At 72.3% G+C, this 19,145-nt stretch carries 17 protein-coding genes; 14 read left to right on the plus strand and 3 right to left on the minus strand.

What is annotated here, in order from left to right; translation table 11 throughout:
- The first annotated feature begins 74 nt into the window (after positions 1-74).
- Both P1K89_RS16870 and P1K89_RS16875 read left to right on the plus strand, forming a co-directional pair.
- Positions 75-917, plus strand: coding sequence for an MBL fold metallo-hydrolase (locus tag P1K89_RS16870; RefSeq protein WP_284617650.1), 843 nt, complete (start codon positions 75-77; stop codon positions 915-917).
- Between the two features lie 49 nt (positions 918-966).
- Positions 967-1,770, plus strand: a complete 804-nt coding sequence (locus P1K89_RS16875) for a transporter substrate-binding domain-containing protein (protein WP_284617651.1) — start codon at positions 967-969, stop codon at positions 1,768-1,770.
- A 113-nt stretch (positions 1,771-1,883) separates the two neighbouring features.
- Here the strand turns inward: P1K89_RS16875 and P1K89_RS16880 are convergent, their stop codons facing one another.
- The 3 genes from P1K89_RS16880 to P1K89_RS16890 all read right to left on the minus strand — a co-directional run bounded on the left by P1K89_RS16880 (position 1,884) and on the right by P1K89_RS16890 (position 6,835).
- Positions 1,884-2,540, minus strand: coding sequence for a hypothetical protein (locus tag P1K89_RS16880; RefSeq protein ID WP_284617652.1), 657 nt, complete (start codon positions 2,538-2,540; stop codon positions 1,884-1,886).
- A gap of 35 nt (positions 2,541-2,575) precedes the next feature.
- Entirely contained in the window at positions 2,576-4,966 is a 2,391-nt protein-coding gene (locus P1K89_RS16885; RefSeq protein ID WP_284617653.1) for a choice-of-anchor Q domain-containing protein, read from the minus strand.
- A 114-nt stretch (positions 4,967-5,080) separates the two neighbouring features.
- Entirely contained in the window at positions 5,081-6,835 is a 1,755-nt protein-coding gene (locus P1K89_RS16890; RefSeq protein ID WP_284617654.1) for a diguanylate cyclase, read from the minus strand.
- A gap of 374 nt (positions 6,836-7,209) precedes the next feature.
- Between P1K89_RS16890 and P1K89_RS16895 the strand changes: the two genes are divergently transcribed.
- The 12 genes from P1K89_RS16895 (at position 7,210) to P1K89_RS16950 (ending at position 19,101) form a co-directional block, all read left to right on the plus strand.
- Positions 7,210-8,316 (plus strand): BMP family ABC transporter substrate-binding protein, encoded by a 1,107-nt coding sequence (locus P1K89_RS16895; protein WP_284617655.1) that lies wholly within the window; start codon positions 7,210-7,212, stop codon positions 8,314-8,316.
- A gap of 139 nt (positions 8,317-8,455) precedes the next feature.
- The gene (locus P1K89_RS16900; RefSeq protein ID WP_284617656.1) at positions 8,456-9,577 is read left to right on the plus strand and encodes an ABC transporter permease; all 1,122 of its coding nucleotides are present in this window, start codon (positions 8,456-8,458) and stop codon (positions 9,575-9,577) included.
- 10 nt (positions 9,578-9,587) lie between these two features.
- Positions 9,588-10,508: an ABC transporter permease gene (locus tag P1K89_RS16905; RefSeq protein ID WP_284617657.1), complete on the plus strand. Its 921-nt coding sequence runs from the start codon at positions 9,588-9,590 to the stop codon at positions 10,506-10,508.
- Positions 10,509-10,540: 32 nt separating this feature from the next.
- Positions 10,541-11,224 (plus strand): biuret amidohydrolase, encoded by a 684-nt coding sequence (biuH, locus tag P1K89_RS16910; RefSeq protein WP_284617658.1) that lies wholly within the window; start codon positions 10,541-10,543, stop codon positions 11,222-11,224.
- Positions 11,225-11,240: 16 nt separating this feature from the next.
- On the plus strand, positions 11,241-12,254 hold the full coding sequence (locus P1K89_RS16915; protein WP_284617659.1) for an ABC transporter substrate-binding protein: 1,014 nt from the start codon (positions 11,241-11,243) through the stop codon (positions 12,252-12,254).
- Between the two features lie 5 nt (positions 12,255-12,259).
- The gene (locus tag P1K89_RS16920; RefSeq protein ID WP_284617660.1) at positions 12,260-13,027 is read left to right on the plus strand and encodes an ABC transporter permease; all 768 of its coding nucleotides are present in this window, start codon (positions 12,260-12,262) and stop codon (positions 13,025-13,027) included.
- On the plus strand, positions 13,024-13,851 hold the full coding sequence (locus P1K89_RS16925; RefSeq protein WP_284617661.1) for an ABC transporter ATP-binding protein: 828 nt from the start codon (positions 13,024-13,026) through the stop codon (positions 13,849-13,851). Before P1K89_RS16920 ends, P1K89_RS16925 begins: the two co-directional genes overlap by 4 nt.
- On the plus strand, positions 13,851-15,395 hold the full coding sequence (locus P1K89_RS16930; RefSeq protein ID WP_284617662.1) for an ABC transporter ATP-binding protein: 1,545 nt from the start codon (positions 13,851-13,853) through the stop codon (positions 15,393-15,395). The genes P1K89_RS16925 and P1K89_RS16930 overlap by 1 nt, the downstream gene beginning before the upstream one ends.
- A 58-nt stretch (positions 15,396-15,453) precedes the next feature.
- Entirely contained in the window at positions 15,454-16,173 is a 720-nt protein-coding gene (locus tag P1K89_RS16935) for a cysteine hydrolase family protein (RefSeq protein WP_284617663.1), read from the plus strand.
- Positions 16,170-17,963 (plus strand): allophanate hydrolase, encoded by a 1,794-nt coding sequence (atzF, locus tag P1K89_RS16940; protein ID WP_284617664.1) that lies wholly within the window; start codon positions 16,170-16,172, stop codon positions 17,961-17,963. Before P1K89_RS16935 ends, atzF begins: the two co-directional genes overlap by 4 nt.
- The gene (locus P1K89_RS16945; protein ID WP_284617665.1) at positions 17,960-18,355 is read left to right on the plus strand and encodes an AtzH-like domain-containing protein; all 396 of its coding nucleotides are present in this window, start codon (positions 17,960-17,962) and stop codon (positions 18,353-18,355) included. Before atzF ends, P1K89_RS16945 begins: the two co-directional genes overlap by 4 nt.
- Before the next feature lie 23 nt (positions 18,356-18,378).
- Positions 18,379-19,101, plus strand: coding sequence for a GntR family transcriptional regulator (locus P1K89_RS16950; protein WP_284617666.1), 723 nt, complete (start codon positions 18,379-18,381; stop codon positions 19,099-19,101).
- Positions 19,102-19,145: the final 44 nt, after the last annotated feature.

The following is a 19,145-nucleotide window of genomic DNA, read 5'->3' on the forward strand; positions in this document are numbered from 1 at the left end:
TCGGGCGATCCCCCGCCGGAGCTCCGTCGGCACGATGACCTCACCCGCAACCCCCCGCCGTGAGGACCTTCCCGATGAACCCCGCCCCGACTGCCTTGCCCGACCCGCGTCCCGAGCTGATCGCCCCGGACACCTTCCTGATCCCGCACTTCGCCCCCGGCCCCGACGGCCTGTTGCTGCCGGTGAACTCGATGGTCATCCGCGGCCGCGAGCCGGTGATCGTCGACACCGGCGCGCCGCTGCACCGCGACAGCTGGCTCGAGAAGGCCTTCTCGGTCGTCGAGCCCGAAGACGTGCGCTGGATCTTCCTGTCGCACGACGACGGCGACCACACCGGCGCGCTGATGGACGTGCTGGAGCGCTGCCCGAAGGCGACGCTGGTGACCAACTTCTTCACCGTCGAGCGCCTGGCGCTGGAGAAGCCCGCGCTGCCGCTGCACCGCATGCGCTGGATCGAGCCCGGCGGCCACTTCGATGCCGGCGACCGCACGCTGCACCTGTTCCGCCCGCCGATCTTCGACGGCCCGACCTCGCGCGGCATCATCGATTCGAAGACCCGGGCGATGTGGATCGTCGACTCGTTCGCCTGCTTCACGCCCGGCTCGCTCGACGCCGACGAGCTGCCGCCGGAGCTGCTGGCCAACGTGATGCCGGCGCTGAACAGCGCGGTGTCGCCGTGGCACGCGTGGCTCGACCGCTCGACCTACGGCCGCCATGTCGACGCGGTCGAGGCGCTCGGCGCGCGTACCGTGGCGTCGGCGCATGGCCCGGTGCTGCGCGGCGAACGCCTGGCCGACGCCTTCGACCGCTTGCGCGGCCTGGCCGGCGCGCCGATCATCCCGACGCCGGGCCAGGAACTGCTGGACCAGCTGCTGGCCCCGACGCTGGTGCCGGCGATGGAGGCGGTGCCGATCTGACGGCGTGCAGGCCGGCGGATGGCCCCGCCCGATGCAGGAGACGTCATCCATGGGGCCCATGCGCTTCGCCGTCGCGGCCGCCGCGGCCGCCGTCACGCTGCTCGCCGCGGCCTGCGCGATGGCGCCGCCCGATCCCGACGAGGGCGTGCGCCGGGCGCTTGCGCCGACCGGGGCGCTGCGCGTGGGCCTGATCAGCGTTCCCGTGCACGCGCTCCGGGACCCGTATTCCGGCGAGCTGCGCGGCGTCTCGCATGACCTGGGCCGCGCGCTTGCGGCGCGCCTGGGCGTGCCGTTCGAGCCGATCGTCTACCCGAACCCGGCGGCCTACGTCGCTGCCGGTCAGGCCGGGCAGTGGGACATCGGGTCGCTGGGCGTGACCAGCGCGCGCGAATCGGTGTTCGATTTCGTGCAACCGCACCTCGAGGTCGACCACGGCTACCTCGTGAGCGCCGGCTCGCGCATCGAGGCGGTCGGCGATGTCGATCGCCCCGGTGTGCGCGTGGCCCTGGTGGAGGGCAGCGCATCCGACCTGGCCATCGCGCGCGACCTGAAGCGGGCCACCGTGCTGCGCGGGCGCGACCTGTCGACGCTGATCGACCTGGTGGTGATGGGCGACGCCGACGTCATCGCCGCCCAGAAGACGAACCTGTACAACATCGCGCCGCGCGTGCCCGGCGCGCGTGTGCTCGATGGCAGGCCAGGCACCGAGCAGCAGGCGCTGGCGCTGCCGAAGGGCCGCGGCGCGGCCGGTCTGGCCTGGCTGCGCGGCTTCGTCGAGGACGCCAAGCGCCGCGGCCTGGTGCAGCGGGCCGTCGACCGCGTCGGCCTGCGCGGCGTCGCGGTGCCGCCTTGACGGGGCGCACCACCGGGCACTGCCCCGTTGTCGTGGCCGTTGCTTTCGTGCGCTAGGAACCGCGCGCGCCCAGCGCGCGATCCGCCCGCCGCCCTGATGGCCGCGGTACTGGATCAGCGGCTGGCGCCGATGCTGCAGGCGGTGGCGGCCTGACCGGCAGGCCGGCGCACGCGGCCGCTGGCCGCCAGCGCCAGCGCTGCGGCCGCCAGCAGCGCGAGCGTGCCGGGTGCCGGCACGCTGACGACCGCGCCGGTGGCCAGCGGCACGTCGATCGGCAGGCCGATCGAATCGACGAAGACCGCGCTGCCGATGATCGGCTCGACCAGGCTGGTGCCGCGGGCCAGGCCGTCGAAGCTCAGCATCGCCAGCCGCAGGCTGGGCAGCACCTGGCCGTTCGGGTCGGTCTGCAGCAGGAACAGCGACGAGACCTCCAGCAGCGAGACCTGGTCCACGTGCAGCACGCCCGGCGCGCTGACTTCGGCAATGCCCACCGTCTCGGTGTCCGGGATGCCCAGGTAGTCGTCGAACTGCAGGTTCAGGCTCGCGGCCGGATGGAACGCGAGCACGGCCGGATCGAAGCCGATGTCGATGCTGAAGCCGCCGAGGATTTCGTCGGTCAGGCCGCTGAGGCGCAGCTCGAACTGCGCGCTGCCGCCCAGGCCGATCACCGGCGGTCCGACGCGCTCGACCGTCAGCACGGGGGCGGCGAGCGCCGCTGCGCCGAACATCGCGGCGAGCGAGAACACGATCCACGTCAGCAGCCGTTTCATGGTGCGCCCTTTCGATCGTTCGATCGTTCGAGTGCTCAGCATGGTGCGCCGAGCGGATAGGTGAACATCAGCGCGAGCTGCCGCGCATCGATCACGTCGACGCGGCCGTCGCCGTTGAGGTCCATGCGGGCCCGAAGCGCCGGGGAAGCGATGGCCTGCCCCCGCACGACGGTCATCAGGAGGTCGAGGTCGCGCCTGTCGACGCAGCCGCCGCCGGTAAGGTCGCCGGTGATCGTGCCCATCGTCCAGCTCAGCGCCAGCCGCGGGCCGCCGACCGAGCCGGACAGCTTGTAGAGCTCGCCTTCGCGCGAGCCCAGGCGCGCGCCGCGGAAGCTGCCGTCCGTGGTCGGGGCCACGAGCACCAGGCCCCCGTTGCTCGCCTTGTTGTCGATCCACTGCTGCGCCGCCGCGGTGACGTGCCAGCGCAGCGTCGATCCGATCGAGGTGACCGGATACACCGAGGGTTCGCGCGCGATCGGCTGCCCGGCCAGCGGCGCGGCATCGAATGCCGGCTGCGTCGTGTTGTTCGCGGCCTGCGGATCGGGGTTGCTGCCGGCGCCGGCCCACGCGACGCCGAAGGCGCCGTCCGGGTCGCTCAGGTTGGCCGGCGCACCCAGCGGCTTCAGGCCTTCGTAGCCGTTGCCTTCGACCCACGCCGGCACGCCGGCGGCCACGCGGTGGGCCTGCAGCGTCAGCAGGCTGGTCGCCGGGGCGCCGTCGAAGCTGTGCAGCGCGGCTTCCAGCGTCGCCGCCGTGAGCTTCAGCCCGGCGATGGCCGACAGATCGAAGCGCACCAGTGCACGCATCGCATCGGGTGCGCCGGGCGGCCGGCCGTCGCCGCCGCGGCCGCTGCCGGCCAGCAGCGTGTCCTGCAGGCCGTAGTTGTCGTTGCGGCGGACGTCCAGGTCGGTGCGTACCGTCGTATCGGCCACCGCCTTCATCGTCAGCAGCGCCGGCGCCAACTCCATCGCGCCGACGTCGCAGCGCGCCGTGCCGTTGCCGTCGCCGTCCTGCATGCCGGGCAGGCCGCGTTGATCGGTGCCGTCGTGGCAGCCGCCGCCTTGCACGCGGTCGACCGCCAGGCCGCCCGGCAGCGGGGCATGGGCCAGCGTCATGCCGCCCCAGTTGCGGGGCACGAGGTCGATCACCGTCGACGGATCGAAGCCGGCCAGGTCGCCCACCGCGGCGAAGTGGCAGCTGCCGTCGCTGTCGAGGTTCCAGCCTTCCGATGCACTGCCGGTGTCGGCGCTGCAGTTCGCGCCGGTGCCGGTGCCGGTGGGTCCGAGGGTCGCCGCGACAAGGCTGTTGCGGGCTGTCAGGACCGTGGCCACGATCGCCGCGTCGCCCGCGGGTGCCAGGTTCGTCGCGACCGTCGCGTTCGACAGCAGCAGCTCGGCGCCGAAGTAGGCGCCGGCGCGCACGGCCGCCGCGTTGCCGCTGAGCGTGCTGCTGGCCAGCCACAAGAACGGCTCGCTGGCGATGGCGCCGCCGCTGCCGCTGGCGCGGTTGCCGCGCAGCTCGGAGCGCACGATCTCGAGCGGAGCGCCCGACATCGAGATGTCCAGGGCCCCGCCATTGCGCTGGTGGTTCACCGTGCGGTTGTTGGCGAGCGTGGAATCGGCGATGCGGCTGGGGCCGTGCAACTCCCACAGCATCGCACCGCCGCCCTGGTTGCTCGCCCCGGTCACGGCGATCGAGCCGGCGGTGTTGTTCGACAGGCTCGACTGCTCGATCTCGAACGCGCCGCTGCCGATGATGGCGCCGCCCTGGCGGGCCGCGCTGTTGTCCTCCAGCCGGCTGCGCTTGATGAACACGCGGGTGAACTGCGCGTCGATCGCGCCGCCCTGCGTGGCGCGGTGGCCGGTCAGCGCCACGCCGTCGAGCGAGAGGGTCGACGAGTCGATGAGGATGGCGGCGCCGTTGCCGTAGAACTCGTCCGGCGTGGCCGGGAACAGGTCCCCGCCGCGCAGGCTCAGGTTGACCAGTTTCAATCCGCCCGGCGGTTCGAAGCCGCCCGGCGTCACCGACAGCAGCCGGAAGCGCGGCGCGCCGGCGCCGCGCCGGATCACCGTGAAGTCGGCCCCGGTGCCCTGGATGATCAGCTCGCGCGAGCCGCCGCACTCGGTGTTGTCCAGCCGGACCAGCGGCAGCCCCGTCCGCGGCGTGGCATAGGCGCCGGCCCAGGGCGCCGGCAGCGTCCAGGTGCCCGCGGGCAGCACGATGCGATTGCTGCAGTCGGCATGGTCGTTCGCGGCGATGATCGCCGCCGCCAGGGCCGACACATCGCCGGCCGCGACGTTGAAGGTGGCCGCTTGCGCCGGTCCTGCCAGCGTGGCGAGGCCGGCCGCGGCGGCCAATGACACCGCCACGGCATGCCGTCGCGGGTGGATGCGCGGCGCGGCGCGGTTGCTGGCAACTCGCAGCATGGCAGGCTCCTGGGGATCACGCTCGCGGCAGTCTAGGAACCGCCCGGCTGCGCCGATTGCGAAATCGCAATCGGCACCGGCCGGGACCACGGCGATGGACACGCCCTCCGGACGCTAGGTCCGCCCGCCTGCCGCCGCCCGCTCCCAGCGCGCGATCTGCCCGCCGCCCGACTGCTTGCCGCGGTACATCGCCGCATCGGCGCGCTGCAGCAGCACCGGCGGTGTCGCGCCGTCGCCGGGCGCCAGCGCGAAGCCCACCGTCGTGCCGAGCACGCAGGGTTCGCCGCCGCTGATCGCGAACGGCGCGTCGAAGGTCTGCCGCAGGTGTTCGCCGATCTCGCGCGCCTGCGCCTCGCCGCGCAGGCCCTCGACGACGATGACGAACTCGTCGCCGCCGAGCCGCACGACGAGGTCGCCGCTGGCGCTGCGCACGCGCGCCTGCAGCCGGCGCGCGACGGCCACCAGCAGCTCGTCGCCGGCTTCGTGGCCGTGGCGGTCGTTGACCGCCTTGAAGCCGTCGAGGTCGAGCAGGAACACCGCCAGCTGGTGCTGTTCGGAGGCCCGGGCCAGCCCGCGGTCGAGCGCGGTGAACAGGCCGCGCCGGTTCGCCAGCCCGGTCAGCGGGTCGGTGTGCGCCAGCGACAGCAGCGTCTCGCGCTCCTGCGTCGCGCGGCGCGCGGCCGACTGCACCGCCTGCAGCCGCAGCGCGATCACCCGCATGAAGAGCAGGATGTCCAGCGTCGCGCCGATCTGGAATGAATGCAGGCTCCAGAACCCGGCGTCGATGCGGCCCTGGATCAGCCCGACCATCACCGCGGTAGAGACGAAGTAGCCGATCCACGCCAGCAGCAGCGTCCAGCCGACAGGATCGCCGCGCCGCGCCAGCACCACCGCGCCGGGCAGGCCGAGCAGCGAGGGCAGCAGGCCCAGCGTGCCGACGATCGCGCTGACCTGGTGCACGTCGAGCAGATCGGCCAGGTGCGCCGCCGCCGCGACGACCAGCAGCGCCGCGATGCCCTTCATCAGCGGCGCGAAGCCCGCCCAGCGGTGCGGCCGCAGCGCATGTTCGACGAAGAGCGACGACCCCGCCGAGGCCAGCAGCGCCAGCGCGCTGCCGGCATGGCGCTCGATCCATGGCTGGTCCGGCCACAGCGTGTGCGAACCGATGCCGAACTGGAACAGCGAGAAGAAGACACTGGCGGTCGTCAGCAGCGCGTACTTGCCGAACAGGTGCTCGCGCAGCGCCACCCACTGCATCAGGCTGTAGACGATCAGGAACAGGCCGAGGCCGCCGAGCACGCCCTGCAGCAACTGCTCGTGCAGCGCGCGGGCATGGAATGCCGCGGGTTTGGCCAGCGTGATCGGGAGGATCAGCCCCCCCTGCGTCTGCACGCGCAGCCACAGCTCGGCCGTGCCGCCGGGCGGCAGGTCCAGCGGCACGGCCAGCGTGCGGCTGGCCAGCGGACGCGAGGCATAGGGCTGCAGGTTGCCCAGCGTCAGCGAGCGTTGCACCTGCTCGCCGACGACCACGTGCACGTCGACGCGGTTGAGCGGCGGGTAGTCGATGTCCAGCACCCAGCGCCCGTCCGACGTCGGCGCGACGCGCAGCGCCAGGCGCAGCCAGACGGCGGTCTTTTGCAGGCCGAGCGAGCCGCGTGCGCCGCCCGGCAGCGCGAAGCGCGCGGCGTCCGCGCGGGCCTGCGCGAGCGTCAGCGGCACGCCGCCGGCCTCGGCCAGCACGGTGACGGCCGGCCAGCCGTCGATGCGGCCGGCGGCGTCGTCGAGCACCAGCGCCTGCTGCGCCCACGCGGGCGACCACGCGGCGAAGGCCAGGGCGATCAGCAGCAGCAGGCGGGTCGACAGTCGCATGGAACGGCAAGGCCGCCGCGGGCGGGCAGCCAGCCGCGGCGGGAGGGTCGGAGCTTCGAGGTTGTATCAGCAGGCGGGCCGCGGCGATCGGGAATCAACCGGGTGGACAGGCGCGCGTCTGTCGGCCATCGGGGCCGGCGGCCCGTGCACCAGCCCGGTGCTGGCGCCGGCGCCGCTCCCCGCGACAGTGCATCGATGCACGCCGACGGGCACGCCACCGGGGGAAAGCACCCCGGCCACGGGGCTGCGGCGGGGCGGTGGCGGGGCTTTGGAGTTGGCCCGTCGCTTGCTTGTATACCGACTAGAACACCAACCGGCGTGCCAGACGCGGGCCCGGCACGCCGCCCGCCTTTCCCGACCCGCAGGAGCCTTCGATGACCGTCCTTGCCAGCACCCGTCGCGACTGGATCCTCCGCACCGGTGCGTTCGCCGCCGCGTCGACCGGTCTCGCCGCCTGGGCGCAGAAGCCGATCACCGTCGGCTTCATCTACGTCGGCCCGCGCGACGACTACGGCTACAACCAGGCGCATGCCGAGGCCGCGGCGCAGGTGCGCAAGTTCGCCGGCGTCAAGGTGGTCGAGGAGGAGAACGTGCCGGAGACCAATGCCGTGCAGAAGGCGATGCAGGGCATGGTCGCGCAGGACGGCGCCTCGCTGCTGTTCCCGACCTCGTTCGGCTATTTCGATCCCCACATCCTCGCGCTGGCGCCGAAGAACAGCGGCGTGCGCTACGCGCATTGCGGCGGGCTGTGGAGCGAGGGCAAGCATCCGAAGAACGTCGGCAGCTTCTTCGGCTACATCGACGAGGCCCAGTACCTCAACGGCGTGATCGCCGGCCACCAGAGCAAGAGCAAGAAGCTCGGCTTCGTCGCCGCCAAGCCGATCCCGCAGGTGCTGCGCAACATCAACGCCTTCACGCTCGGCGCGCGCTCGGTCGACCCCAAGATCACCACCTCGGTGATCTTCACCGGCGACTGGAGCATGCCGGTCAAGGAAGCCGAGGCGACGAATGCGCTCGCCGACCAGGGCGTCGACGTGTTCACGATGCACGTCGACGGGCCGAAGGTCATCGTCGAGACCGCGGCCAAGCGCGGCAAGTTCGTCTGCGGCTACCACGCCAGCCAGGCCAAGCTCGCGCCGCAGGCCTACCTGACCGGCGCCGAGTGGAACTGGATCACCGCGTACAAGCAGATCATCGACGCCGCCCATGCCGGCCAGCCGCATCCGAACTTCGTGCGCGGCGGGCTCAAGGACGGCTTCGTCAAGAGTTCGCCGTACGGATCGATGGTCGGCGAGGCTGCGCGCAGGCAGGCCGAGGACGTGCGCCGGAAGATGATGGCCGGCACCTTCGACATCTTCGCCGGCGAGCTGAAGGACAACACCGGCAAGGTGGTGATCCCCAAGGGCACGGTGCTGAAGCAGACCGACGTGACGCTGGAGGCGATGAACTACCTCGTCGACGGCGTGATCGGCAAGGTCTGATGGATCTCGCTGCTGCGCGACCCGATCCTGCGCCTGCGATGCTCGCCGTACCGGAGTACGGCTGCGCTTCTCGACGCAGCCTCGGGCGCTCGCGACGCGATCTCCATCAGACCTTCGTAACGCCTGACGCTGCCCTGGCATGAAGCCACCCCCCTCTTCCTGGCACGCCGCCGCCGAAAGCGTGCTGCTGCCCGCCGGCGCGATCGCCGCGGCGCTGCTGCTGTTCGGCGTCTTCGTCTGGTTCGGCGGCGCGAGCCCGTGGGAGGCCTGGACGCTGCTGGCGAAGGGCGCGTTCGGCGACGCGTTCTCCTGGCAGAACACGCTGCAGCGCGCGGCGCCGCTGATGCTGACGGCGCTCGCCGTCGCGCTGCCGGCGCGCGCCGGGCTGACGGTGATCGGCGGCGAGGGCGCGCTGGTGCTGGGCGCGCTCGGCTGCGCGGCGCTGCCCATGCTCGTCGGCCTGCCGTCCGATGTGAGCGGCAGCGTGCTGGTGCTGCTGGCCGGCGCCGTGCTGGGCGCGGCTTGGGCTGCGCTGGCCGGCGCGCTGCGGCAATGGCGCGGCGTCAACGAGACGATCTCCAGCCTGCTGCTCGGCTACATCGCGATCGCGCTGTTCAAGCACCTCGTCGAAGGGCCGCTGCGCGACCCGGCGAGCCTGAACAAGCCGTCGACCCATGCGCTGCCCGAAGCGCTGCGCATCGGGCCCATCATGGGCGCCGCGGCGCCCGACAGCCTGCTGGGCGACGTGCACTGGGGCCTGGTGATCGGCGTCGCGCTGTGCTTGGCGGCGGGCCTGTGGCTGACGTTCACGACCTCCGGCTTCGCGCTGCGCGTGGTCGGCGGCAACGCGCGCGCGGCACGGCTGGTCGGGCTGCCGACCGACGGGCTGATCGTGCTGGCCTGCGCGCTCGGCGGCGCCTGCGCCGGGCTGGCCGGCGCGATCGAGGTCGCCGCGGTGCACACCTCGGCCAACGCGTCGCTGATCGTCGGGCTCGGCTACACCGGCATCCTGGTGTCCTTCGTCGCGCGCCACAACCCGTGGGCGATCCCGCCGGTGGCCTTGCTGTTCGGCGGCTTCGCGGCGGCCGGCAGCCTGCTGCAGCGGCGGCTCGGCCTGCCCGATGCGTCGGTGCTGGTGCTGCAGGGCTTCGCCTTCGTCTTCATCCTGGCAGCCGAGGCGCTGCGCGGGCGCCTGTTCGACCTGCCGGTGCCGGCGCTGGGGCGGCTGCGCCTGGCGGCGAGCATGGGCCGCGCGGTCTGAAGCACGTTCGATGGACGGCGCCGCACTCATCGACCTGCTGCTCGCGATGCTCGGCGGCGCCATCCGCGTCGGCACGCCGTTCCTCTTCGTCAGCCTCGGCGAATGCCTGACCGAACGTTCCGGCCGCATCAACCTCGGCCTCGAAGGCGTGCTGGTGTTCTCGGCGATGGCCGGCTTCGCCGGTTCGTACGCCACCGGCTCGCCGTGGCTCGGCGTGCTGCTGGCCGGGGCCAGCGGCGCGGCGCTGGCGCTGCTGCACGGGCTGCTGTGTTCGCTGCCGAGGGTGTCGGACATCGCCACCGGCATCGCGCTGATGCTGCTCGGCGCGGGCCTGGCGTTCTACCTCGGCAAGCCACTGATCCAGCCGCAGGCGGCGCAGATCCCGTCGATCCCGCTCGGCGCGTGGAGCGATTCGCCCGCGGTGCAGAGTGCGCTGTCGATCAACGCGCTGTTCCCGCTCGGGCTCGCCCTCGCCGGGCTGCTGGCCTGGGGTTTCGCCAATACGCGCTTCGGCCTCGTGGTGCGCATGGCGGGCGACTCCAGCGACGCGGCGCGCGCGCTGGGCTATTCGGTCAACGGCGTGCGCATCGCCGCGACCAGCGCCGGCGGCTTCATCGCGGGCCTGGGCGGCGCGTCGCTGTCCCTGTACTACCCGGGCAGCTGGAACGAAGGCCTGTCGTCGGGACAGGGGCTGATCGCGGTGGCGCTGGTGATCTTCGCGCGCTGGCAGCCGTGGCGCTGCCTCGGCGCGGCGCTGCTGTTCGGCGGCGCCGGCGCGATCGGGCCGGCGCTGCAGTCGGTCGGCATCGGCGGCGGCTACTACCTGTTCAACGCGGTGCCGTACGTGCTGACGCTCGGCATCCTCGTCGCCACCTGTTCGCCGCGGCGCGCATTGAAAGGCGCGCCGCTGGAACTGGGTGTCTCCCGCTGACTCGCCGCCGACCTCACGCGACAGGACCTCGCATGCCGACCATCGCCTCCGAACCCTATGCCTGGCCTTACGACGGTGACCTGCGCGCGGCCAATACCGCGCTGGTGATCATCGACATGCAGACCGATTTCTGCGGCTACGGCGGCTACGTCGACCGGATGGGCTACGACCTGTCGCTGACCCGCGCGCCGATCGAGCCGATCCGCCGCCTGCTGGCCGCCGCGCGCGCGAAGGGCCTGCACGTGATCCACACCCGCGAGGGCCATCGGCCGGACCTCGCGGACCTGCCGGCGAACAAGCGCTGGCGCTCGCAGCGCATCGGCGCGGGCATCGGCGACGCCGGCCCCTGCGGCCGCATCCTGGTGCGCGGCGAAGCGGGCTGGGAGATCATTCCCGAGCTTGCACCGGTCGACGGCGAGCCGGTCATCGACAAGCCCGGCAAGGGCTCGTTCTGCGCCACCGACCTCGAGCTGATCCTGCACACGCGCGGCATCCGCAACCTGATCCTCACCGGCATCACCACCGACGTCTGCGTGCACACGACGATGCGCGAGGCCAACGACCGCGGCTTCGAGTGCGTGATGCTGTCCGACTGCACCGGTGCCACCGACCGCGGCAACCACGAGGCCGCGCTGAAGATGATCCAGATGCAGGGCGGCGTGTTCGGCGCCGTCTCCGAGTCCCGTGCCGTGATCGAGGCGCTGAACGCGCTCTAACCCCGAAGGTGTTGTGATGACCGACCGTTCCGCCGACCGTTCCGCCGACTGTTCAGATCCCTCCCGCCGAACCGTGCTGAAGGCCGGCGCCGCGTCCGCCGCGCTGATGGGCCTGAGCCGCCGGGCGCTCGCCGCCGACGACAAGATCGTCATCGGGTTCTGGCCGATCGCCTCCGGGCTGCCGCTGTATGCCGGCCTCGAGCGCGGCTTCTTCAAGGAAGCCGGCCTGAACGTCGAGGGGGCCAAGTTCGCCAGCGCCCAGCAGGTGGCCGAGGCGATGATCGCCGGCCGCGTGCACGGCTCGGCCAACGGCACCGCGTCCGCCGCGCTGGCGCTGGCCGAGATCACCAGCCCGAACCTCTTCAAGATCATCTGCAGCAACCCGAGCAACCGCACGCTGATCCTCGACGAGTTCGTCGTGCCCAAGGACTCGGCGGTGAAGTCGATCGCCGAGCTGGCGGGCAAGAAGGTCGCTTCGGGCCCCGGCATCCAGAACGTCACGCTGGCGAAGATCATCCTCGAGAAGAACGGCATCCCGAACCCGCAGGTGATCGAGCTGCCGATCGGCCAGCACGTGCCGGCGCTGGCCGCCGGCCAGATCGACGCGGCCTACACGCTGGAGCCCACCGGCACCGCCGGCCGGCTGAAGGGCCTGACCCGCGTGCTGGAGCCCGGCGTGATCTCGAAGTACGTGCTGGGCGACCACGACGCGCCCTGGTTCGGCGGCTCGGCCAGCGTGAGCACCGCCTTCCTGAAGGACAAGCCCGAGCTCGCGAAGCGCTACGTCGCGGCCTACGCCAAGGCGGTCGACTGGGTGCGCAAGAACCCGGTCGAGGCGCGCAAGCACATGGACGGCTTCACCGCCATCGAGGAGGCGCTGGCCAAGGAAGTGCCGCTGGCCGGCTTCACGCTCTACAACGAGTTCAAGCCCAGCGACATCGAGCACTTCCAGAAGTTCTTCGACGTCTTCACCGAGCGCAAGATCTTCGCGAAGCGGCTCGACGTGAAGTCGCTGATCTACGCGGGCTGACCGCGATGGGCGCGTTCGTCTTCCACCGCCGCTGGCTGCCGCTGATCGGCCCGCTGCTGCTGTTCGGGCTGTGGCAGCTGATGATCTCGGCGCACTGGGTCAAGGCGGTGCTGCTGCCGCCGCCGATGGAGACGCTGGCGCACATGGCCGGCGTGTTCGTCAGCGGCCACATCTTCGGCGACCTGTGGGCGACCATCGTGCGCACGGTCTCCTCGTTCGGCATCGCGGTGGCCATCGGCGTGCCGCTGGGCGTGATGCTCGGCAGCAGCGAGGGCGCCTACCGCGCGGTCGAGTTCCTGATCGACTTCTTCCGCTCGACGCCCTCGTCGGCGCTGATCCCGCTGTTCCTGCTGATCTTCGGCATCACCGACATCAACAAGATCGCCATCGCCAGCTTCGGTGCGGCGCTGATCGTGCTGTTCAACAGTGCCTACGGCGTGATGAACGCGAAGAAGACGCGGGTGATGGCCGCGCAGATCATGGGCGTGTCGAAGTGGCATGTCTTCAAGGACGTGCTGCTGATGGAAAGCCTGGCGCAGACCTTCGTCGGCCTGCGCAGCGCGGTGTCGATGGCGCTGGTGATTGTCATCGTCGCCGAGATGTTCATCGGCAGCGAGAGCGGCCTGGGGCACCGCATCATCGATGCGCAGCAGGTGTTCAACGTCAAGGAGATGTACACGTCGATCCTCGTGACCGGCGCGCTCGGCTACCTGCTGAACCTGCTGTTCCTGCTGGCCGAGAAGAAGTTGATCCACTGGAGCGGCAAGGCATGAGCGCTGCAATCCCTGCGGCGGTGCTGCCGCCCCTCCCGCTGCCCGAATCGGTGGTCACGCTGCCGGCGGCGCCGCAGACGCACGTGACGATCCGCGGCCTCTCCAAGAGCTTCGCCGGCGTGCCGCTGTACAGCCATTTCAACCTCGACCTGCCGCGCGGCAAGATCGTCTCGATTTTCGGCCCCAACGGCTGCGGCAAGTCGACGCTGATGAACATGATCGCCGGCCTGGTGCAGCCCGATGCCGGCGAGATCCTCTTCGACGGCAAGTCGCTGAAGGACACGCCCATCGGCTACGTGTTCCAGAACTACCGCGACGCGCTGTTCCCGTGGATCACCGCCTGGGACAACATCGCCTACCCGCTGAAGCGCCAGGGCCTGAAGGCCGCCGAGGTGAAGCGCCGCGTCGACGAGCTGGTGGCGCTGTTCGAGATCCGCTTCGACCTCAGGCGCTATCCGTACGAGCTGTCCGGCGGGCAGATGCAGACCGTGTGCATCATGCGCTCGCTGGCCACGAGGCCCGAGGTGCTGTTCCTCGACGAGCCGTTCTCGGCGCTGGACTTCGAGATGACGCTGTTCATCCGCGCCAAGCTGCAGGAAGCGCATGTCGCCACCGGCACGACGATGGTCATCGTCTCGCACGACCTGGAAGACGCGGTGTTCCTCGCCGACCGCATCCTGCTGCTGACGCGGCGGCCCACGCGCATCGCCGAGCTGGTGCCCTTCGACCTGCCCCGCCCGCGCCAGCCCGAAGCGGTGGCCGACCCGGAGTTCGTGCGCGTGAAGGCCCACACCCTCGAAGTCTTCCGGCGCGAGATGACGTGATGGGCGGCCTGACGCTGGAAACCTTCAACCTGACGAAGCGCTTCGGCGCGTTCACCGCGCTCGACGGCGTGTCGCTGACGGTGCGGCCGGGCAGCGTGCACGCGCTGCTCGGCGAGAACGGCGCCGGCAAGAGCACGCTGGTCAAGTGCATCGTCGGCTACTACCGGCCCGACGACGGCGCGGTGATGGTCGACCAGCGCGAGCAGGCGATCCATTCGCCGACCGTCGCGCGCACGCTCGGCATCGGCATGGTCTACCAGCACTTCACCGTCGTGCCCGGCATGACGGTGGCCGAGAACCTGCTGCTCGCGCGCGGTCGCCTGCCGGCGCTGATCGACTGGAAACGCGCGCGCGCCGAGCTGCACGACTTCATGCGCAGCGCACCGTTCACGCTCGACCTCGACGCCACGCCGATGGACCTCTCGGCCGGCGAGAAGCAGAAGCTCGAGATCCTGAAGCAGCTGTTCCTGAAGCCGCGGCTGCTGATCCTCGACGAACCGACCTCGGTGCTGACGCCGCAGGAGGCCGACGAGGTGCTGGGCGCGCTGCGCGCACGCGCCCACGGCGGCGCCTGCTCGGTGGTGCTGATCACGCACAAGTTCCGCGAGGTGGCCGAGCATGCCGACGACGTCAGCGTGCTGCGCCGGGGCCGGCTCGTCGCCAGCGGGCCGGTCAGCGGCACCACGGCCGCCTCGCTGGCGCAGGCGATGGTCGGCGAAGGCCGCGTGGCGGCCGCGCCGCTGGTGCGTGCACCCCACGCGTCCGCCGCGCCGTCCGCGCCGGTGCTGTCGATCGAGGGCCTGACCGTCACCGGCGACCGCGGCGAGCCGGCGCTGCGCTCGCTGACGCTCGAAGTACGCGGCGGCGAGATCGTCGGCATCGCCGGCGTCTCCGGCAACGGCCAACGCGAGCTGATGCAGGCGCTCACCGGCCAGCGCCGCCGCGACGCCGGCCGCGTGCGCGTCGCCGGCCGCGATTTCGGCGCGACGCGGCGCGAGAACCGCGCGCTGAAGGTGCGCAGCCTGCCGGAGGAGCCGCTGGCCAATGCCTGCGTCGCCGAGCTCGGCGTCGCGCAGAACATGGCGCTGCGGCAGTTCGACGAAGCGCCGTTCGCGCGCTTCGGCTGGGTGCGCTGGCGCCGGCTGCGGCAGCGCGCGCGCAGCTGGATCGCCGACTACGGCGTCAAGACCACCGGCGAGTCGGCACCGATGCGCACGCTGTCCGGCGGCAACGTGCAGCGCGCGGTGCTCGCGCGCGAGCTCGACGGCGACGCCGCGCTGCTGCTCGTCAGCAACCCGGTGTTCGGCCTCGACTTCGCCGCCGTCGCCGAGGTGCACGGCCGCCTGATGGCCGCGCGCAACCGCGGCGCCGCGGTGCTGCTGGTCAGCGAGGACCTCGACGAGCTGCTGGCGCTGGCCGACCGCATCGTCGTGATGAGCGAGGGCCGCATCGTGCACGACGTCGCCGGGCCCGGCGCCGACCGGCACGAGCTCGGCGCGTTCATGGGCGGCAAGGCGCACGCGGCGCGGCAGGCTGCGGCATGAGCTCGCACGGCCGTTCCGAAGGGCTCATCCCGAAGCACGCAGTGCGGAGGGTGGTCCAATGAGCGCACGCCCTGAAATCCTGGTCGAGCTGCCCGCGGCGCAGCCCTTCGCCTGGCGCTTTCCGCTCGAGCGCAGCGCGCTGGTCGTGATCGACATGCAGCGCGACTTCGTCGAGCCCGGGGGCTTCGGCGAATCGTTGGGCAACGACGTGCGCCCGCTGCAGGCCATCGTGCCGACCGTGCGCGCGCTGCTCGATGCCTGGCGCGCGGCCGGCGGCTTCGTCGTGCACACGCGCGAAGGCCATGCGCCGGACCTGCACGACTGCCCGCCCGCCAAGCGCAACCGCGGGGCGCCGCGCCTGCGCATCGGCGATGCCGGGCCGATGGGCCGCATCCTCGTCATCGGCGAGCCCGGCCATGCGATCGTGCCGGCGCTGGCGCCACAGGCCGGCGAGCTGGTGATCGACAAGCCCGGCAAGGGCGCCTTCCACGCGACACCGCTGCAGGCCGAGCTGCAGCGGCGCGGCATCAGCCACCTCGTCTTCGCCGGCGTGACGACCGAAGTGTGCGTGCAGACCTCGATGCGCGAGGCCAACGACCGCGGCTACGAGTGCCTGCTGGTCGAGGACGCGACCGCCAGCTACTTCCCCGCGTTCAAGGCGGCGACGCTGGCGATGCTGACCGCGCAGGGCGGCATCGTCGGCTGGACCGCCCCCACGGCGGCGCTGACCGGCGCGCTGGCCGCCGCCGCGCGCCGCCCCTTGGAGGAGACCCCGTGATCCCGCCGCTGACCATCGCCGACTGGCGCCGCGCGTATGCCGGCGGTGCCTCGCCGCGCGCATTGCTCGCACCGCTGCTCGCACGCCGCCGCGCCGACGACCCGGCCTGGCTCCACCGCTGCGACGAGGCCTTCGTCGACGCCCAGCTGCGCCGGCTCGACAACTCGTCGCCCGCCGCGCTGCCGCTGTACGGCGTGCCCTTCGCGGTGAAGGACAACATCGACGTCGCCGGCCTGCCGACCACGGCCGCCTGCCCGGCCTTCGCGCACGTGCCCGAACGGGATGCCACCGTCGTGCGCCGGCTGCTCGATGCCGGCGCGGTGCTGGTCGGCAAGACCAACCTCGACCAGTTCGCGACCGGCCTGGTGGGCACGCGCTCACCCTACGGCGAGGTGCCCAATGCCTTCGATACGGCCTACGTCAGCGGCGGCTCGAGCTCGGGCTCGGCCTCGGTGGTCGCGCGCGGGCTGGCGGCCTTCGCGCTCGGCACCGACACCGCCGGCTCGGGCCGCGTGCCGGCCGGCTTCAACAACCTCGTCGGCCTGAAGCCCACGCCCGGCGCGGTGCCGATGGCCGGCGTGCTGCCGGCCTGCCGCACGCTCGATGTCGTCTCGGTGTTCGCGCTGACGGTCGCCGACGCGGCCGAGGTGATGGCGGTCATCGAGGGGCCCGAGGTCGACGAGCCGCGCTTCCAGCACGCACCGCCGCGGCCGGCCTGGTTCGGCGACGGCCGCACGCTGCGCATCGGCGTGCCGGCGGAGCCGGCGTGCGATGCGGCGCTGGGCTATCACCGCGCCTTCGACGACGCGCTGGCGCAGTGCCGCGCGTGGGGCCTCGAGCCGCAGCCGGTGGACATGCAGCCGCTGTTCGAGGTCGCCCGGCTGCTCTACGACGGGCCGTGGGTCGCCGAACGCCAGGCGGTGGTGCGCACGCTGCTCGACGAACAGCCCGAGGCGATGGACCCGGTGGTGCGCGAGGTCATCGCCGCGGCGCGCCGCTTCGACGCCGCGGCCGCGTTCGATGCGCGTTATCGTCTCGAAATCCTGCGCGCGCAGCTGGCGCCGCTGTGGCAGCGCATCGACGTGCTGCTGGTGCCCACCGCGCCCACCTGCCCGACCCGCGCGGCGGTCGCCGCCGACCCGGTGCGCCGCAACAGCGAACTTGGCCGCTACACCAACTTCGTCAACCTGCTGGGCCTGGCGGCCCTGGCGCTGCCGAGCGGCTTCACGGCGCAGGGGCTGCCGTTCGGCGTCACCTTCATCGCGCCCGGCGGCGCCGATGCGGCGCTGGCCGCGCTCGGCGCGCGCTGGGAGGCGGCGCGGGCGCTGCCGCTGGGCGCGCGGCTGCGCGAGCCGCTGCCCGCCGACCACCTGCCGGGTGCGCAGCCGCGCGCCGCGGCGACGTTGCCGCTGGCGGTCGTCGGTGCGCACCTCGAAGGGCTGCCGCTGCACGGCCAGCTGCGCGAGCGTGGCTGCCGGCTGATCGAGCGCACGACGACGGCGCCGCGCTACCGCCTGCATGCGCTGCCCGACACCCAGCCGCCGAAGCCGGGTCTGGCCCGCGTGGCCGACGGCGAGGCCGGCCATGCGATCGCGCTGGAGGTCTACGAGATGCCGCAGGACGCGGTCGGCTCCTTCCTGGCGCTGATCCCGCCGCCGCTCGGGCTCGGCTCGGTCGAGCTCGCCGACGGCCGCTGGGTCAAGGGCTTCATCTGCGAGCCGGCGGCGCTGCAGCGCGCGGCCGACATCAGCGGATTCGGCGGCTGGCGCGCCTGGCTGGCGGCGCGATGACACCGCAGCAGGTCGACGCGCCCGACGTCGTCGCCGACGTGCGCCGCTGCTTCGAGGCCTACGAGCGCGCGCTGATGGCGCACGACCTCGAGACGCTGAACGGCTTCTTCTGGGAGGACGATCGCCTGACGCGTTATGGCATCGCCGACCGCCAGCACGGCTTCGCTGAGCAGGCGGCGTTCCGCGCCGCGAGCCCGGCGCCCGATTTCACGCGGCGGCTGGAGAACCTGCGCGTGCATGCCTTCGGCCCCGACTGCGCCGTCGCGCAGGTCGAGTTCGTGCGCAGCGACACCGTGCTGCGCGGCTTCCAGAGCCAGGTCTGGGTGCGCTTCGAGCCGGGCGGCTGGAAGATCGTCGCGGCCCACGTCGGCATGATCCCGTTCGGGGCCTAGCGCCTCGTATCATCGGCTTTCCCATGGCCACGAACCTCGCGAAGATCCCCGGCAGCGGCGCGGCCGCGACCGGCGGCGACGAGCCGCCGACGCTGGCCGACGCCGCGTATGCGCAGCTGAAGCAGATGATCTTCGACTTCGCGCTGATGCCCGGCGACCGCTGCAGCGAGAGCGAGCTCGCGCTGCGCCTGAAGGTCAGCCGCACGCCGCTGCGCCAGGCGCTGCAGCGGCTGGAGCGCGAGGGTTTCCTGCAGGTGCTGCCCAAGGTGGGCTGGCAGGTCGCGCCGCTCGATTTCGACACCTTCGACGAGCTCTACGACCTGCGCGTGCTGCTCGAATGCCATGCCGCGCAGCAGCTGTGCGAGAAGGCCGAGCAGCGCAATGCGCTGCAGGTGCTGGCCGACATCTGGCTCGCGCCGCCGGCCGAACGGCTGGGCGACGGCGCCGAGGTCGGCCGCCTCGACGAGCAGTTCCATGCGCTGCTGGTGCAGGGCGCGGGCAACCGCGAGATGGCGCGCGTGCACCGCGAGATCACCGAGCGCATCCGCATCATCCGCCGGCTCGACTTCACGAAGTCGGCGCGCATCGACGCGACCTACGACGAACACGCCCGCATCCTGCGCGCGATCACGCGGCGCCGCAGCGACGAGGCGCAGCGGCTGCTGCGCGCGCACATCGAGCAGAGCAAGCTCGAGGTGCGGCACATCACGCTGGACATGCTGTACCGCGCGCGCCGCTCGGCCTGACCGGGTCCGATCCCGGCGCGGCCTGCGCGCCTGCCTCGACGGCC

This window comes from Aquabacterium humicola (assembly GCF_030167915.1).
Taxonomy (GTDB): Bacteria; Pseudomonadota; Gammaproteobacteria; order Burkholderiales; family Burkholderiaceae_C; genus Pseudaquabacterium; species Pseudaquabacterium humicola.

Bases quoted from the DNA above. Each gene is read 5' to 3' on its own strand.
- P1K89_RS16870 (WP_284617650.1), top strand. From the start codon at position 75: ATGAACCCCGCCCCGACTGCCTTGCCCGACCCGCGTCCCGAGCTGATC.
- P1K89_RS16875 (WP_284617651.1), top strand. From the start codon at position 967: ATGGGGCCCATGCGCTTCGCCGTCGCGGCCGCCGCGGCCGCCGTCACG.
- P1K89_RS16880 (WP_284617652.1), bottom strand. From the start codon at position 2,540: ATGAAACGGCTGCTGACGTGGATCGTGTTCTCGCTCGCCGCGATGTTC.
- P1K89_RS16885 (WP_284617653.1), bottom strand. From the start codon at position 4,966: ATGCTGCGAGTTGCCAGCAACCGCGCCGCGCCGCGCATCCACCCGCGA.
- P1K89_RS16890 (WP_284617654.1), bottom strand. From the start codon at position 6,835: ATGCGACTGTCGACCCGCCTGCTGCTGCTGATCGCCCTGGCCTTCGCC.
- P1K89_RS16895 (WP_284617655.1), top strand. From the start codon at position 7,210: ATGACCGTCCTTGCCAGCACCCGTCGCGACTGGATCCTCCGCACCGGT.
- P1K89_RS16900 (WP_284617656.1), top strand. From the start codon at position 8,456: ATGAAGCCACCCCCCTCTTCCTGGCACGCCGCCGCCGAAAGCGTGCTG.
- P1K89_RS16905 (WP_284617657.1), top strand. From the start codon at position 9,588: ATGGACGGCGCCGCACTCATCGACCTGCTGCTCGCGATGCTCGGCGGC.
- biuH (WP_284617658.1), top strand. From the start codon at position 10,541: ATGCCGACCATCGCCTCCGAACCCTATGCCTGGCCTTACGACGGTGAC.
- P1K89_RS16915 (WP_284617659.1), top strand. From the start codon at position 11,241: ATGACCGACCGTTCCGCCGACCGTTCCGCCGACTGTTCAGATCCCTCC.
- P1K89_RS16920 (WP_284617660.1), top strand. From the start codon at position 12,260: ATGGGCGCGTTCGTCTTCCACCGCCGCTGGCTGCCGCTGATCGGCCCG.
- P1K89_RS16925 (WP_284617661.1), top strand. From the start codon at position 13,024: ATGAGCGCTGCAATCCCTGCGGCGGTGCTGCCGCCCCTCCCGCTGCCC.
- P1K89_RS16930 (WP_284617662.1), top strand. From the start codon at position 13,851: ATGGGCGGCCTGACGCTGGAAACCTTCAACCTGACGAAGCGCTTCGGC.
- P1K89_RS16935 (WP_284617663.1), top strand. From the start codon at position 15,454: ATGAGCGCACGCCCTGAAATCCTGGTCGAGCTGCCCGCGGCGCAGCCC.
- P1K89_RS16945 (WP_284617665.1), top strand. From the start codon at position 17,960: ATGACACCGCAGCAGGTCGACGCGCCCGACGTCGTCGCCGACGTGCGC.
- P1K89_RS16950 (WP_284617666.1), top strand. From the start codon at position 18,379: ATGGCCACGAACCTCGCGAAGATCCCCGGCAGCGGCGCGGCCGCGACC.